This is a genomic window from Streptomyces sp. NPDC005794, from assembly GCF_042871445.1.
GTDB lineage: Bacteria > Actinomycetota > Actinomycetes > Streptomycetales > Streptomycetaceae > Streptomyces.
Genome location: NZ_JBIAIN010000005.1, coordinates 246601 through 261905 on the forward strand (window position 1 = coordinate 246601; position 15305 = coordinate 261905).

Genomic DNA, 15305 nt, shown 5'->3' on the forward strand with positions numbered 1-15305 from the left:
TTACGCGCGGCCCTTGCCGTAGAAGCGCACGTAGTCGACCGTCATGGCCGCGGGCGACGGCGTCGAGGCATCGGGAGGCCCGGGCCAGTCGCCTCCGACGGCGACGTTGAGCAGCAGGTGCATGTCCTGTTCGAAGACCCAGTCGCGTGATGCGGGCAGCTTCGACGGGGTCAACGTGAAGTACGGCTTTCCGTCGACGGACCAGGTGATGCGGCGCGGTTGCTTGTCGACGGCGTAGGTGTGGAACGCCTGCGACGCGTCGGCGGCAAGGGTGGTGGAGCCGTCGATTCCGTTCTCGTTGAAGTACGTCGGCCCGTGCGCGGTGCCGTACACCGTGCGCGGTTCTCCGCCGACCACCTCGCAGATGTCGATCTCACCCTGTCCGGGCCATTCGACTCCGTTGTCGCCCAGCATCCAGATCGCCGGCAGCAGCCCGGTGCCGGTGGGCATCTTCGCGCGGACCTCCACGCGTCCGTGGGTGAGCGCGACCTTCCCCTCGGTGGTCAGGCGGGCCGACGTCCAGGTGCAGAACTCCTGCGTGTAGCAGGGCAGTTCGGACCCGGCGGGGGCCGGACGCGCCGAGATCACGAGGTGCCCCGCGCCGTCGAGAGCGGAGTTGGCCGCGTCGTCCGTGTAGTACTGCAGCTCGTTGTTGCCCCACCCCTCGGCGTCCCGGTTCCCGGTTTCCGTGTTCCAGGAGTCTTCCGACGGGCGGGTGGCCGCCGCTCCGTCGAACTCCGCCTGCCAGAAAGGCTTTTCCTCCGCCGAGGGAGAACGCGTGTGCGCCGGAGCGGAACCGCATCCGCTCAGCAGTCCGCCCAGCGCCAGCACGAGTGCCAGTCGGGTCCGTCGGTTCATCACGCCGCTCCTGCCTCGCGTCCGGGCCCTCATCACGATCCCTCGCCGTCCAGCCCTGCGCGGATCCGGCGGGAGGGGCTGAACGCGTACAGGTCCAGGATCTCCGGCGGATCCACGAGGCCGGGCCCGCCCTCCGCCGCCCAGGCGGCGACGTCGGCGACGGCGTGCGGGTCGTTGACCAGCCCGAGCCATACGGGGCGGCCGCCCGCCCTGCGACCCTCGGCCGAGGGCTGTACGACGATGACGTTGCCGTGCTCACACGCGTCCAGGCACTCCACCGCGCGCACGGTGGCGGCCCCGTCGAGGGACTGCCGCAGCTGCGTGAGCTGCCCGGCGTGGTCCACGCCCGGAATCTTGGGGGTGCCGCAGCAGCAGCCCCGGCAGACGCTCACCGTGGGCCGGGACGGGCCGGACCCGGCGGCCTTGCGCGGACGGCGGCTCATACGTGGACACTCCCGGGCGCAGCGTGGCTGATCACCGTAGGACTGTACCGAGCCGCTCCCACGCAGGTCCGGTGGGGTATCGTGGATGGCTGCGAAGGGGAGTAGCCCCGCAAACCGGTCGTCGACACACTGGAGCCTCAGGGTTCCCGGTGGCCGGGCCCGTAGAGCCTTACGGGCGGGCGAGACCTTCGGTCAGGTATGACACGCCCGCGCCCTGCGGGCGCTGCGCTCATGCCGGGCCGAGTGGTCCTCCGAAAAAGCCCGAGTGGCACTTCGCGGAAGACCCGGGGCCCGGCTCTCACAGAAAGCCACCCGGAATGCATCTCGACCCCCTGGCGATCCTCACCGCCTTCGGGCTGATCTTCCTCGCGGAGCTCCCCGACAAGACGATGTTCGCCTCGCTGGCCATGGGCACGCGTATGCGCCCGCTCTACGTCTGGTTCGGTACGTCGTCCGCGTTCATCGTGCATGTCGCCATCGCGGTCGGGGCGGGCGGGCTGATCGGCCTGCTTCCCGACTGGACCGTCAAGCTGGTCTCGGCCGCCCTCTTCGCCTTCGGGGCGTTCATGCTGCTGCGCAGCGGAGGCGGTGACGACGACGAGGACGCGGAGATCAAGACCGTCACCGGGTTCTGGCCGGTCTACTCGACCGCCTTCATGGCGGTGTTCATCAGTGAGTGGGGCGACCTGACCCAGATCACCACCGCGAACCTCGCCGCGAGCAACGGAGCCTGGTCCACTGCCATCGGGGCGGCCGCCGCCCTCATGTCGGTGTCCGCGCTGGCGCTGCTGGCGGGGCGGTTCATCGCCAAGCGGGTGCCGCTGAAGACGGTGCAGCGCATCGGCGGTCTGTGCATGCTCGCTCTGGCGATCTGGTCGGTCGTCGAGATCTTCACCGGCTGAGCAGGCGAGGCCGGGGCGTCGGGGCCGGGGCGCCGGGGGCGCCGGGGGCCCGGGCCCCGGGCACCCTCGCCCGCGCTCAGAACAGGACCGGAGCCTCGCTCTCCGCGCCCCGTTCGAAGGCGAGCAGCCGCTGCTTGCGGTCCAGCCCGCCGCCGTACCCCGTCAGGCTCCCCGAGGCTCCGATGACGCGGTGGCAGGGAACGATGATCCCGACCGGGTTCTTTCCGTTGGCCAGGCCCACCGCGCGGGAGGCGCCGGGCTTGCCGAGGCGGTCGGCCAGTTCTCCGTAGGAGCGGGTCTCGCCGTACGGGATGCGTACGAGCTCGGCCCAGACCTCGCGCTGGAAGGCGGTGCCGTGCAGACGCAGCGGGAGGTCGAATTCCGTCAGCTCGCCCGCGAAGTAGGCGTCCAGCTGGCGGACGGTCTCACCGAAGGGACGTGGGTCCGGCACGCCGAAGGTCTCCTCGGGCGGACGGTGCCGCTGCCCGGTCATGTAGAGACCGGACAGCACGCCGTCGGCCGCTACCAGAGTGAGCGCCCCGTACGGGCTGTCGATGACCGTGTGCTGCCTGGTCGTCGTGGGCGTGGTGGTCATGTTCCGTCCTCGTGCCTTCAGGCGGGCAGATGGTTGATGGGGTGGTCGTCGACCGTCCACAGGTACTGCACGGCGTAGGCGCGCCAGGGGCGCCACCACGTGGCACGTGCGGTGAGGGCGGCGGGGGTGGCCGGGAGGCCGAGGTGTCCGGCCGCCCTGCGGATACCGAGGTCGGTGGGGAGGAAGGCGTCCGGGTCCCCCAGGGCCCGCATGGCGATGACCTCGACCGTCCAGGGCCCGAAGCCCGGCAGCGCGGCCAGGTCCGCGCGGGCCTTCTCCCAGTCCGTGCCCTCCCCCAGACTCAGGGACCCGTCGGCGAGGGCGGTCACGAGCGTGGTGAGCGTGGCGCGGCGGCTGCGCGGCAGAGCGAGCGCCTCGGGGTCGAGGCCGGCCAGTGCGCCGGAGGTCGGGAAGAGATGGGTCAGTCCGCCTTCCGGGTCCTCGACGGGAATGCCGTGGGCGCCGACCAGCCGGGCCGCGTGGGTGCGGGCGGCGGCCGTGGAGACCTGCTGGCCCAGCACGGCGCGTACGGCGAACTCCGCCGCGTCGACCGTACGCGGCACCCGGCGTCCCGGACCCGCGTCGACCAGCGGGGCGAGCAGCGGATCCGCGCGCAGCTGGTCGTCCACGGCGACCGGGTCGGCGTCCAGGTCGAGGAGTCTGCGGCAGCGGCTGATGGCCTGGGTGAGGTCGCGGGGGTCGGTGAGGGACAGCCGGCAGTCGATGTGACCGGACCGCGGGGACAGCGCCACGATGCCGTGCCCGTGCGGGAGGGCGAGCGTGCGGCGGTAGGCGCCGTCGCGCCATTCCTCGACGCCGGGCACGGCGGTGGCGGCGAGGTGCCCGAAGAGATTGCCCGGGTTCAGCGGGGCGCGGTACGGCAGCCGCAGGGTGATGACGCCGGGGGTCCCCGGCGTGCGGCGTCCTCGTGCCGCGCGGGTGCGCAGCTCCCCCGGGGCGAGCGCGAAGACCTCCCGCACGGTGTCGTTGAACGCGCGGATCGACGAGAACCCGGCCGCGAACGCGACCTCGGCCATGGGAAGTCCGGTCGTCTCGATGAGCACCCGGGCGGTCTGGGCGCGCTGCGATCTGGCCAGCGCGAGGGGCCCGGCGCCGAGCTCGGCGAGGAGCTGGCGCTCGACCTGCCGGGCGGAGTATCCGAGCCGGGCGGCGAGTCCCGGGACGCCTTCCCTGTCGACGACCCCGTCCTGGATGAGGCGCATGGCACGGGCGACGGAGTCGGCGCGGGCGTTCCACTCCGGGGAACCGGGGCTGGTGTCGGGCCGGCACCGCTTGCACGCACGGAATCCGGCCTGCTGGCATGCCGCGGCGCTGGGGTAGAAGGACATGTTCCGGGCCTTCGGCGCCACGACCGGGCAGCTGGGCCTGCAGTAGATCCGGGTGGTCAGGACCGCGGTGAAGAACCAGCCGTCGAAGCGGGCGTCCTTCGACCGTACGGCCCGCACGCAGCGCTCGGTGTCGGTGTGCATGGTCCAAGCATCGGGGACGGAGGGCCGGACGGCTGGCGGAAATCCGACATCGACCTCGCGCGGAATCCCGACATGGTTCTCGTGGCGGACCCCACCCATCACGTTCAGGTCAGTGAACGCGAATCACGTACACACGCATTGACGCGGTCACGACACGCCTCTACCGTCCAAGAAAGCGCTTGCCCCCCACACAGTGTGGTGTCGGCGGCCGTGCCCGTTCAACACCTCGACCGGGCACGGCTGCCGCACCAACCCGACCTGGAGACAATCGATGCAGAAGCAGAAGGCCGTCATCGCGGGTATCAGCCTGCTGGCCGGCTCAGCGATCGCACTGTCCGGCACCATGGCGCAGGCCACGTCCGCCCCCGGCGGTTCCCCCCTCGGCACCGGCACGGTCGGTGCCCCGGTCGCCGCGGCCGCCGAAGCCCTGTACGTGGCACCCGACGGCAGTGACGACGCGGCCGGGACCGAGTCGGACCCGACGACGCTCTCCTCGGCGATCAGCCGCGTCGCCTCGGGCGGGACCATCTACCTGCGCGGCGGGACGTACCAGCACTCCGAGACGGTCACCATCCCGCCGGGCAACGACGGCACCTCGAGCGCCCGCACGACGCTCGCCGCCTACCCGGACGAGACCCCGATCCTGAACTTCGCGGCCATGAGCGAGGACCCGGCCAACCGCGGACTCGCCGTGAACGGCGCGTACTGGCACATCGACGGCATAATCGTCGAGCACGCCGGTGACAACGGGATCTTCGTCGGTGGCAGCAACAACGTCATCGAGCACGTCGTGACGCGCTTCAACCATGACTCGGGCCTCCAGATCTCGCGCATCGCCTCCGACACCCCGGACGAGGAATGGCCGGCCGACAACCTCATCCTGAGCTCGGAGTCGCACGACAACGCCGACTCCGACGGTGAGGACGCCGACGGTTTCGCCTCCAAGCTCACCTCGGGTCCAGGGAACGTCTTCCGCTACACCGTGGCCCACAACAACATCGACGACGGCTGGGACCTCTACACCAAGTCGGAGACCGGCCCCATCGGCCCGGTGACCATCGAGGACTCCCTCTCCTACGACAACGGCACCCTCTCCGACGGGACCGTGAACTCCGACGGCGACCGCAACGGCTACAAGCTCGGCGGCGACGGCATCGAGGTCGATCACATCGTCCGGCGCAACATCGCCTACGACAACGGCAAGCACGGATTCACCTACAACAGCAACCCAGGCTCGATGACCGTGTCCGACAACATCAGCATCGACAACGCCGAACGCAACTTCTCCTTCGACAAGGGCACGTCGGTGTACCGCAACAACGTCTCCTGCCGCGGCGACGACGGTTCCAACGACAAGACCGTGGGCGACGCGGACAGCTCCAACCAGTTCTGGACCGGCACGAACGGCTCCAAGTGCTCCGCCTACTCCGGCGCGATGGACTGGTCCTTCGCCGAGGACGGCTCCCTCGTCGTGACCTTCGGCGGCGACAAGGTCACGCCGTAGCCGTAGACACAGACGTATCCACCGACGCCCCTCGCCGGTCCGTCCGCCCTACCCGGACGGACCGGCGGAGGGCTTCGGTCCGTTCACGGTGAGGTTTCGGTCACCTTCACGCAACGAAACACACCGGAAACGCAACGGCGTCCTCGGCGAAACGCACGCCCGCGACTCTCTCCGGGCCGGAATGTGCGCCGCCCCCGAGGAGGAACCCCTCTTGACCCCCGTGACCCTGGCCTCGGCAGGCCTTGACACAGGCGACACCGCCTGGCTCCTCGCCGCCACCGCTCTCGTCCTGCTGATGACACCGGGCCTGGCCCTGTTCTACGGCGGCATGGTCCGCACGAAGAGCGTCCTCAACATGCTGATGATGAGCTTCGTGTCGATCGCCCTGGTCACGGTCGTCTGGCTGGTCGCCGGCTACTCGCTGGCATTCGGCGACGACACCTTCGCCGGGCTCATCGGCGGCCTCGACCACGTGGGCATGGTCGGCATCGGCCCCGACGACCTCACCGGCAGCGTCCCCACTCTGCTCTTCACCACGTTCCAGCTGACTTTCGCGATCCTCACCGCGGCATTGATCAGCGGAGCGATCGCGGACCGCATGAAATTCGCGGCGTGGCTGGCCTTCGTGCCGGTGTGGACCCTGCTCGTATACGTTCCCGTCGCCCACTGGGTGTGGGGCCCGGGCGGGTGGATCGCGGACTCGCTCGGCGCCCTGGACTTCGCCGGCGGTCTCGTCGTGGAGATCACGTGCGGCGCGTCGGGCCTGGCCCTCGCTCTGGTGATCGGGCCGCGCCTCGGCTTCAAGAAGGACGCGATGCGGCCGCACAACCTGCCGATGGTGATGCTCGGCGCAGGTCTGCTCTGGTTCGGCTGGCTCGGCTTCAACGGCGGTTCGGCGCTCGGAGCCAACGGTCTGGCCGCCGCCTCGGTCCTCAACACCCTTGTCGCCGGGTGCACCGGCCTGCTCGGCTGGCTCTTCGTCGAGCAGAGGCGCGACGGCCACCCGACCACCTTCGGCGCCGCGTCCGGCGTGGTCGCCGGTCTGGTGGCGATCACACCCGCGTGCGGGACCGTCGGCGTACCCGGCGCCCTCGTCGTCGGGCTCGTGGCCGGCGTCGTCTGCTCGTACGCCGTCGCGTGGAAGTTCCGGTTCGACTACGACGACTCCCTGGACGTGGTCGGCGTCCACTTCGTGGGCGGCGTCGTCGGCACACTGCTCATAGGGCTGTTCGCGACGGCCACGATGACCGGCGGCGCGGAGGGGCTCCTCTACGGCGGCGGAGCGGGCCAGCTCGCCCGGCAGGCCGTCGCCGTGATCGCCGTGGCCGCGTACACCTTCCTGGTGACGTACGGGATCGGCAGGGCGATCCACCGGCTGATGGGCGTGCGGGCCTCCGAGGAGGAGGAACTCACGGGCCTGGACCAGACAGTGCACGCGGAGAGCGCCTACGATCACGGCGGCCTGGGTCATGCCGCCGCGCAGTCCCCCGGCCACTCCGCACTTCTCTCCCAGAACAGGAGCACCGCCCCATGAAGCTCATCACCGCCGTCGTGAAGCCGCACCGTCTCGACGAGGTGAAGACCGCCCTCCAGGACCTCGGTGTGAACGGGATGACGGTCACGGAGGCCAGCGGATACGGGCGCCAGCGCGGCCACACCGAGGTCTACCGGGGCGCCGAGTACCGGGTGGACCTGGTGCCCAAGATCCGTATAGAGGTCCTCGTCGAGGACGCGGACGCGGAACCGGTCCTCGACGCGGTGGTCCGCGCGGCCCGCACCGGAAAGATCGGCGACGGCAAGGTGTGGGCAGTGCCCGTCGAGACCGCCGTACGGGTCCGCACGGGCGAGCGGGGGCCGGACGCCATCTGACGCGGCTCCCCCTGCGGGCAACCCAGGGGCGGCGGAAGGCGTCTTCACGGTCGAAGCAGGCCACGTGGACGGACGCAAGGAGATCGGACCATGGAAGAGGCTGCGGATGCGGTCGCACGAGTCATGACGGGTGTGGGCCGGCTCGCGTTCCACGTGGTCGGCACGGTGGGCGACCTGCTCGCCACCCACACCCCGTGGAACAAGCGGAGCGGGCGCACCTCCAAGGACGAATAGCCCGGCCCCACCGATCAGTAGTACTCCAGCCGTAGATCGTTATTGCGAGTGGACTGCTGCTTCTTGGCGTCGGTAGTGGCTGGTGCGGGCTCAGTGTTGGTGGCGTCGGCGCCAGGTGGACCAGGCCCCGGGGCAGGCCGAGATGCGGGCGGGTGTCAGGACTCGGGCTGGTGAGCAGCCGTTGAACTTCGTTGCAGGTCAACGCGAACAACCCGGCCGGCGCCGGTCGTGTGGCATCGTCGTGGGTGGCGATCACGGCGAGCAGAGCGTGGGCGAGCATCGCGAACACCGGCCGACGTCGCCAGGAGGTCCAGCGGCGGACCTGGTGCTCGTCGAGTCCGACCAGGATTTGCCGGGCGCCGAGGACTTCCCGGACGGGTCGCGGCGCTCCAGGCAAGAAAGGCAAGGCGGATTTCACTGTCGGCTGGACGGTCGGGCAAGCCGGTCGACGTCGGTAGACTAGGTGTTAGGAACCAGACGGGGGGGGCGGCGGGCGTGGACTACGGCGACAAGCTCTTCTGGCTCTCGGTCCTGATCCAGCGCAGGTACGCGCAGATCTGCGTCGAGTACGACCTGACGCCCTCACAGGCCACGCTGCTGTGCGCGGTCAAGGACGAGCCGCGGCAGATGGCGTACCTCGCCGCCTCGCTCGGCATGACCAAGAACGCGCTGAGCCAACTCGTCGACCGCACCGAGCGGCGCGGCCTGGTCAGCCGGGCGAGTTCAGAGCAGGACCGGCGGGTCGTCATGCTCGGCGTGACGCCCGCGGGGAAGGTGCTCGGCGAGGCGGTGTTCGCCGAGACCGTCAAGCACCTACCCGATGTCGCGGGGAACCTCGACGCCGACGGCCGGCGCGAACTCGAACGCCTCGCCACCGCCATCGTGGACGCGTCAGGCGTCTCGGCGTCCACCTCGTCCTGACCTACCGCGCAGTCCTCCTCGACACCCCCATGCCTGGCGTAAGTTCACGGCATGAACTAGTCTGGTTCACGGCATGAACTAGTCGAGGTTCATGGCGTGTCCTAACGAGAGGTGACGACATGGTCACGCGGGAAAACGGTGCGATCGCGGTCTTCGGTGCGACGGGGCAGCAGGGCGGGGCGGTCGTCGACGCGCTCCTGGCCCGAGGAGCGCGGGTGCGGGCCCTCGTCCGCACCCCCGAGTCCGACCGGGCGCGGGCGCTGGCCGCCCGAGGCGTCGAGCTGTCGACTGTCCGGATCGACGACCCGGCGTCAACGGTCGCCGCGCTGGAGGCGGTCGATGCGTTCTACTTCATGACCCCGGAGGCGAACAGCCTCGAGGAGATCGAGGAGGAGGTCCGAGTGGGCACCGCCCTCGTCGATGCGGCGGCCGCGGCGCGCGTGCCACACGTCGTGTTCAACTCGGTCTTCGGAGCGGATCGCGAAACGGGCGTGCCGCACCACGACTCGAAGCACCGGATCGAGGAATACCTGAAGCTTTCCGGCCTGAGGGCCACGATGATCCGCCCGACCGCCTTCATGGAGAACTTCGCGACCGTGATGGCGCCGAGCCTGGAGGACGGAATGATCGTGCTGAGGCTGCCGCTGCCGGACGACATCGCCCTGAAGATGATCTCGATCAAGGACATCGGTCAGGTCGCCGCCGCGATCCTGCTCGACACCGCGGACGTGCCCGGCGGAGCCATCGAGCTCATCGGCGACGAGCCGACGGGCCCCCAGATCGCCGCCGCGTTCGGCGCGCGCGCCGGGCTACGGTCACGCTACGAGGCCCTGCCACTGAGCGTCCTCGGCAACGACCTCGACAAGGCGATGTTCCGCCAGTTCGCCGAGGCGTCCGAATACCCGTCGGACCTCGCAGCGGTGCGGGCGATCGAGCCGACCACCTGGGACCTGGCCGAGTGGATCCGCTCCACCGGCTGGACCGCGCCCGCGGACCGGGTCCGTTCCTGATACTCCAGCCGCAGGCCGTGATCTTGCCGGCGTGGCGGTCCCGGACATGGCACGGTCACCGCCTGGTCCTCGTCCGTTGTGTCGACATCAGATGATCAAGCGGTGGCGGTGGGTCACCGCGTGGAGTCCGACCGCCGGCAGGCAGAGACCGACAGGCTGCTCGGCCGGACACCCTCCAGGTTCCCCCGGATCGAGACCGCCGCCTGGCCGGCCGGTTCCTGCTTGGGCTGCTCGCTGAGCTGCGCACACCTCTACCGGCTGGAGCCCGGCGAAGACGGCCGGGCGAGCGAGCGGGCGTTGCCGCGCCGCCTGCTCGGCCGCGCGTGAGCCAGGGGCCGGGGTCAGCCGGTCGCGTCGGGCCCCAGCGCGTACAGACGTGGCAGGTTGACCACGATCGCCTCCTGGGTGCTGCGGGCGATGACGACCACGGCCTCCTCGCTGGGGTCCGGGTTCTCCTCGCGGTGCGGCACGAACGGCGGTACGAAGATGTAGTCGCCCGGTGAGGTGCGCAGCCGCACTTCTTCCGGCTCCTCCCCCGAGTCGTCCACGAAGACGAACTCCGGGTGTCCGCTGACCACATGGATGGCGGTCTCGGACTCGCCGTGATGGTGGTCGGACGACGCGGTCGCGGGAGCCACATGGGTCTGGCCCATCCACAGCTTCTCGGAACCCACGGTCCTGCCGCTGACGGCACTGAATCTGCGCATGCCTCCGGTCTGCGCCGTGTCACCGTCCAGCGCGTCCGCGCGGATGTGGTGCAGACGGGTGCGCAGGGGTGCCGCCGGGCGGCCCGGGGCTTCATGGAGATGAGGGTGGAACCCCTCTCCGGGGGTCGTCAACGGCTCGCTCATGGCTGGGACGTTAGGACGGCGGCGAAAAGGATGTCAAGAGGTGTCCTTTGCCGTTCACCTGCGGCAATGTTCCCGCAATGCAGGCCGCGCGGCAGTTGCGGACGACCGGGGAGCCTCGCCTGCGGCCCCTCCGCCGGGGCATGATGTGGGCATGCATATCTCCGCGAAGGCGGACTACGCCACGCGCGCCCTTCTGGAGCTCGCGAGTGATCCCGGCCGTCCGCTCTCCTGTGAAGCCATCGCCTCCTCCCAGGAGATTCCGTTCAGGTTCCTGAAGTCCGTGGTGGGCGAACTGCGCAAGGCGGGCCTTGTGCGCAGCCAGCGCGGCTGCGAGGGCGGCTACTGGCTCGGCAGACCTGCCGGTGAGATCGCCCTGCTCGATGTCGTACGCGCCGTCGACGGCGAACTGATCACCCTGCGGGGCGAGTCGCTGACCGGCCTCGACTACCCCGGCCCCGCGGTGGGTCTGCCCGAGGTGTGGAGGCAGGTCGAGTCGGAGGCCGCGGCGGTGCTCGGCGGGCTGACCCTGGCCGCACTGCTGCCCGCCGAGGCACGCGAACAGCCTTCCGCGATCGGCGCCGCGTGACCGGCGGGCCGGATGCGCCACCGGTGGAGGTGGTGGAGTACACCGACCCCATGTGCCCGTGGGCCTGGGGGTCGGAGCCCGCCTTCCGCAGGCTGCGGACCGCGCTGGCGGGCCGGGTCCGCTGGCGGCGCGCGTACGCGGTCCTCTTCGACGACGAGGACGACCCGGCGCCCGATCCGGCGGCCGAGACCGCGTACTACGCCGGCTACGTCGAGAGGATCAGCGCGCACACCCACGCACCCCGGGCGGCCCGGCTGAGCCGCGTGGCGGCGAGTTCCTGGCCCTCGTCCCTCGTGGCGGTGGCCGCCGGGCTCCAGGGCGACGGCGTGGCCGAACGGGTCCTGCGCCGGCTGCGGGAGACCGTCTTCGTGCTGGGGGAACCGGCGGACACCCTGGAGGCCGCGGTGGCCGCCGCACACGGCGTCCCCGGCCTGGACCCGGACCGGCTGAGGTCCGACGCGACCTCGCCCGGGGTGCTGGAGCGGGTGCGCGCCGACCGCGCGGAGGCGCGGGACCCGGTCCCCGAAGTCCTGGACGTACAGAGCGGATCGCCGCACCCCGGCACCGCCAAGGAGGCCTCCGGGGGCGGGTACCGCTACGCGCTGCCCACGCTCCTGCTGCGCGCCCCGTCGGGGTATCGCGCGGTCCCCGGCTGGCGGCCGTACGCCACCTACGCCGCGGCCGTCGAGGAGCTCTGTCCGGGGCTCCTCGGCGCGGCCGCGCCGCTCTCCCCCGCCCAGGCGCTGGAACGTCACGGGAGCGTGACCGAACCGGAGCGCCACCTGCTGGCGGAGGGTGCGTGGCCCCCGCCGGGGGCGGTCCCGCTCGAGACCGGTAACGGCCTTCTGTGGCTGCATCCTGACGAGGCGTCAGCACACCCGGGCACACCTCGGATCCCTGGCGCAGCGCCCTGAGCTGCGGTTGAGTACCGTCCCGCTGAATGAGACACCAAAGGGTGTCCATTGACAGGCGCGGACGGCTGCCGCCAGGATGTGCCCATGCTTACGACGCACCCCGGTGTGGTGTGCCGCTACGTGGACCTGCGGCGCACCTCCAGCGCACTCTGTCGCTGACCGCCCACCACCTCCGTTCCACAGGCGCTGTCTGACCTCCGTCGGCAGCACCGGCTGCCCGCCGGTCCGCTGATCCGCGTCTGTCCCCCGCGCAGGCTCCCCGCCTCCCGTCGCACCCTTTCGTCGTATCCCCGTACGGGGCCGTGAGTTCGACGCCCCTCCGGACCGCTCCTGCTCAGCCGTGCGCCGGCACCTCGACGACGCATGCCCGCATGCGCGACGACGGTTCCGTGCGGGTGCCGCGCTCCCCTTCCCACGCTCCCCCGCATCCTCCTGCCCTGCTCCGGGCCGGGACCCGACAGAGAGAACGAGATGTCCGCACGACTCACGATCCGACGCCGACCGGACGCCCGGTCGGCCCGACAGGCGGGCGGCCTGAGGGTCGCTGCCCTCGGAACCGCTTTCATCGCCCTGCTCGTGCCGGCTCTGAGCGCTTGCGGCGGCAGCGCCTCGTCGTCGGCCGGCGGCGCCACCCTGAAGTGGGCCTCCTCCTACTTCCCGAGCCACTGGGATCCGGTGGTCGGGGGGAGTGGCGCGCAGTTCCGTCAACTCGCGCTCGTGTACGCCTCGTTGACCCGCACCGACGAAGAGGGAAAGGCCGTCCCCGACATCGCCGAGAGCTGGGAGTACAACAAGAAGGGTGACCGGATCACCTTCCATGTACGTCCCGGGCTGAAGTTCAGCGACGGCGAGCCGGTCGACGGCGCGGCCGTGAAGGCCGCCATCGAGCGGGCTCAGAAGCAGAAGAACTCCGCGCTCTTCGGCGATCTGACCTCGATCGGGTCGGTCGAGGCCGCCGGGCTGGACGCCACACTGAACCTCACTCAGGTCGACTACCAGATACCGCAGTTGCTCGGAGAGCGCGTCCTGCAGATAGCAAGCCCGAAGGCCGCCGCGAACCCCGCGAAGCTGGACCAGAGCCCCGTCGGCGCCGGACCGTTCGTCATCGACCAGCTGATCCCGGGCACCAAGGCGGTCCTGCGGAAGAACCCCGACTACTGGGATGCGAAGAACATCCACATCGACGACGTCGAGCTGGTCTCCGCCCCCGACACCTCCACCGTCGTCTCGGGACTCCAGACCGGTGTCTACAACTTCGCCGACCTCGACCCGAGTCAGGCCACCGCCGCCGAGAAGGCGGGCCTGGACGTGTTCTCCCAGCCCGGCTTCAACGCCTCCAACATCAGCCTGAACGTCAACAAGGCGCCGTTCGACGACGACAGGGTGGTCGACGCGCTCCGTTACGCGGTCAACCGCAAGGAGTTCGTGGACAAGCTGACGTTCGGTCACGGCGAGGCCACCGACCAGCCCTTCCCCAAGGGCTACGTGGCGTACGACCCCGAGTCGGAGAACGCCTACCCGTACGACCCGGCGAAGTCGAAGCAGCTCCTGGCCGAGGCGGGCCACCGGCCCGGCGACATCAAGCTGAATCTGGTCATCCCGGCGGAGGACCCTCAGGCCGAGATCGTCCAGTCGCAGCTCGCGGCCGTGGGCATCAAGGTCACCATCAAGATCGACAAGAACTGGGCCACCCCGTTCTTCGCCAAGGACCTGGCCTTCTCCCTGTACTCGACGACGGGCCGCGACTCCGCGGTACAGACACTCACCGCCCACTTCGGCCCCGACGGCCCGCTGAACCTGAGCACTCCGTACGAGCCGGACGGCTTCGAGGAGGCCGTCTCCACAGTCCGTCAGACACCTCTGGACGCGCCCGGCTACGCGCAGGTGCTCCAGGCGGCGACCCGTGCGGGCCTCGAGAGCAAGGCCCTGATCTTCACCTTCTCCTCGCCCAACCTCTTCGCCAAGAGCAAGGCGCTCTCCGACCTGCCGAAGAACCCCGCCCACATCGACTGGACCGGCGTGAGGATCGCCGCCGGCTCCTGACCACCCATCCACTCCATCCACTCCAGAGAGGGGGCAGCCCCCATGACGACGACCACTCCGGAACTCACTCCGGGACTCACTCCTGAGCGGCGCCGCCGGGTGGCCACGAGCAGGGCGCGGCACGGGGCGGGACGGGTGGCGGCCGCGCTCGGCCGGTCGGTCGCGATCTTCGTGCCGGTGTTCCTGGTGGCGACCTTCGTGACGTTCGCGCTGCGGTCCATGAGTGGACTCAGCCCGGCACGCATCCAGCTGGGCGAGGAGGCCACTCCCGAGGCGATCCAGCGCATCGAGGCCGAGTGGGGACTCGACAAGCCCTTCCTGGCCCAGTACGGGGACTGGTTCTCCGGCGTCCTGCACGGGGAGCTCGGCACCAGCTGGGTCAACGGGGCCGACATCTCCACGCTGATCGGCCTCGGCCTGGGAGTGAGCCTCTCGGTGGCGACCTTCGCGCTGGTCATCGGCGTGGTCGTCGGCTTCGCCCTCGGGACGGTGGCGGCGCTGCGGCGCACCACCGTCGTCGACCGGGCGATCACGGGATTCGTCACCGTGATCTCGGTGATGCCGGCCTTCGTCGTCGGCATCGTGCTCGTGGCGGTCCTCGCGGTGGGGCTCGATCTGTTCCCCTCGGCCGGTTACGTCCCGGCCGAGCAGGGCGTCGGCCCCTGGCTCGCCCACATCACGCTCCCCGCGCTCGCGCTGAGCTTCGACGTCATCGCCGACGTCGCCCGTCAGCTGCGGTCCAGCCTCGTCGCGGCCTACGGCGAGAACTACGTGACGGGCGCGGTGGTCCGGGGCCTGAGCCCGCGGCGGATCTTCTTCGCACACGTCCTGCGCAACGGGCTCGGGCCCGCCCTCGCCACGATCGGGCAGAAGTTCCCGGCCCTGGTCGGCGCCTCCGTGATCACGGAGTGGATCTTCGGCCTCCAGGGCTTCGGCCGGTTCGCCAACGACTCGGCCCAGGCCGGTGACGTACCAGCGGTGCAGGGCGTGCTCGTGGTGTCGATCGTGCTGGTCGTCTCCTTCAACCTGATCATCAATCTGGTGCTGGCGCGTGTGATGCCGGCATCCCAGCGGGGGGTATGACG

The 15305-nt window shown here is 70.5% G+C and carries 17 protein-coding genes; 12 read left to right on the forward strand and 5 right to left on the reverse strand.

What is annotated here, in order from left to right; all coding sequences use genetic code 11:
* Complete coding sequence (locus tag ACFYQ5_RS10370) at window positions 1-858, reverse strand: family 16 glycosylhydrolase (RefSeq protein ID WP_389195965.1); 858 nt, start codon at window positions 856-858, stop codon at window positions 1-3.
* 32 nt (window positions 859-890) lie between these two features.
* On the reverse strand, window positions 891-1301 hold the full coding sequence (locus ACFYQ5_RS10375) for a (2Fe-2S) ferredoxin domain-containing protein (RefSeq protein WP_389195967.1): 411 nt from the start codon (window positions 1299-1301) through the stop codon (window positions 891-893).
* A 317-nt stretch (window positions 1302-1618) separates the two neighbouring features.
* Between ACFYQ5_RS10375 and ACFYQ5_RS10380 the strand changes: the two genes are divergently transcribed.
* Window positions 1619-2203, forward strand: a complete 585-nt coding sequence (locus ACFYQ5_RS10380) for a TMEM165/GDT1 family protein (RefSeq protein WP_389195969.1) — start codon at window positions 1619-1621, stop codon at window positions 2201-2203.
* A gap of 76 nt (window positions 2204-2279) precedes the next feature.
* Here the strand turns inward: ACFYQ5_RS10380 and ACFYQ5_RS10385 are convergent, their stop codons facing one another.
* On the reverse strand, window positions 2280-2798 hold the full coding sequence (locus tag ACFYQ5_RS10385) for a methylated-DNA--[protein]-cysteine S-methyltransferase (RefSeq protein ID WP_389195972.1): 519 nt from the start codon (window positions 2796-2798) through the stop codon (window positions 2280-2282).
* A 17-nt stretch (window positions 2799-2815) separates the two neighbouring features.
* Window positions 2816-4288, reverse strand: a complete 1473-nt coding sequence (locus ACFYQ5_RS10390) for an AlkA N-terminal domain-containing protein (RefSeq protein ID WP_389195975.1) — start codon at window positions 4286-4288, stop codon at window positions 2816-2818.
* Window positions 4289-4559: 271 nt separating this feature from the next.
* On the opposite strand from ACFYQ5_RS10390, the gene ACFYQ5_RS10395 reads away from it, so the two are divergent.
* The 7 genes from ACFYQ5_RS10395 to ACFYQ5_RS10425 all read left to right on the forward strand — a co-directional run bounded on the left by ACFYQ5_RS10395 (window position 4560) and on the right by ACFYQ5_RS10425 (window position 10153).
* Window positions 4560-5792, forward strand: coding sequence for a right-handed parallel beta-helix repeat-containing protein (locus tag ACFYQ5_RS10395; RefSeq protein ID WP_389195978.1), 1233 nt, complete (start codon window positions 4560-4562; stop codon window positions 5790-5792).
* A gap of 211 nt (window positions 5793-6003) precedes the next feature.
* Window positions 6004-7326, forward strand: coding sequence for an ammonium transporter (locus ACFYQ5_RS10400; protein ID WP_389195982.1), 1323 nt, complete (start codon window positions 6004-6006; stop codon window positions 7324-7326).
* On the forward strand, window positions 7323-7661 hold the full coding sequence (locus ACFYQ5_RS10405; protein WP_389195985.1) for a P-II family nitrogen regulator: 339 nt from the start codon (window positions 7323-7325) through the stop codon (window positions 7659-7661). The genes ACFYQ5_RS10400 and ACFYQ5_RS10405 overlap by 4 nt, the downstream gene beginning before the upstream one ends.
* 90 nt (window positions 7662-7751) lie before the next feature.
* Complete coding sequence (locus ACFYQ5_RS10410; protein WP_389195988.1) at window positions 7752-7895, forward strand: hypothetical protein; 144 nt, start codon at window positions 7752-7754, stop codon at window positions 7893-7895.
* 495 nt (window positions 7896-8390) lie between these two features.
* Window positions 8391-8816, forward strand: coding sequence for a MarR family winged helix-turn-helix transcriptional regulator (locus ACFYQ5_RS10415; RefSeq protein WP_389195992.1), 426 nt, complete (start codon window positions 8391-8393; stop codon window positions 8814-8816).
* Between the two features lie 119 nt (window positions 8817-8935).
* Window positions 8936-9826 (forward strand): NmrA/HSCARG family protein, encoded by an 891-nt coding sequence (locus tag ACFYQ5_RS10420; RefSeq protein ID WP_389195995.1) that lies wholly within the window; start codon window positions 8936-8938, stop codon window positions 9824-9826.
* A gap of 102 nt (window positions 9827-9928) precedes the next feature.
* On the forward strand, window positions 9929-10153 hold the full coding sequence (locus tag ACFYQ5_RS10425) for a hypothetical protein (RefSeq protein ID WP_389195998.1): 225 nt from the start codon (window positions 9929-9931) through the stop codon (window positions 10151-10153).
* 14 nt (window positions 10154-10167) lie between these two features.
* On the opposite strand, the gene ACFYQ5_RS10430 is transcribed toward ACFYQ5_RS10425, so the two are convergent.
* The gene (locus ACFYQ5_RS10430; RefSeq protein WP_389196001.1) at window positions 10168-10677 is read right to left on the reverse strand and encodes a cupin domain-containing protein; all 510 of its coding nucleotides are present in this window, start codon (window positions 10675-10677) and stop codon (window positions 10168-10170) included.
* A gap of 151 nt (window positions 10678-10828) precedes the next feature.
* Between ACFYQ5_RS10430 and ACFYQ5_RS10435 the strand changes: the two genes are divergently transcribed.
* The 4 genes from ACFYQ5_RS10435 (at window position 10829) to ACFYQ5_RS10450 (ending at window position 15303) form a co-directional block, all read left to right on the forward strand.
* Complete coding sequence (locus ACFYQ5_RS10435) at window positions 10829-11263, forward strand: RrF2 family transcriptional regulator (protein WP_389196004.1); 435 nt, start codon at window positions 10829-10831, stop codon at window positions 11261-11263.
* Complete coding sequence (locus ACFYQ5_RS10440) at window positions 11260-12177, forward strand: DsbA family protein (protein ID WP_389196006.1); 918 nt, start codon at window positions 11260-11262, stop codon at window positions 12175-12177. Before ACFYQ5_RS10435 ends, ACFYQ5_RS10440 begins: the two co-directional genes overlap by 4 nt.
* A 471-nt stretch (window positions 12178-12648) precedes the next feature.
* A complete protein-coding gene (locus tag ACFYQ5_RS10445) occupies window positions 12649-14220 on the forward strand; it encodes an ABC transporter substrate-binding protein (RefSeq protein ID WP_389196009.1) in 1572 nt (523 codons plus the stop codon).
* Between the two features lie 42 nt (window positions 14221-14262).
* Complete coding sequence (locus ACFYQ5_RS10450; RefSeq protein WP_389196012.1) at window positions 14263-15303, forward strand: ABC transporter permease; 1041 nt, start codon at window positions 14263-14265, stop codon at window positions 15301-15303.
* The last annotated feature ends 2 nt before the right edge of the window (window positions 15304-15305 follow it).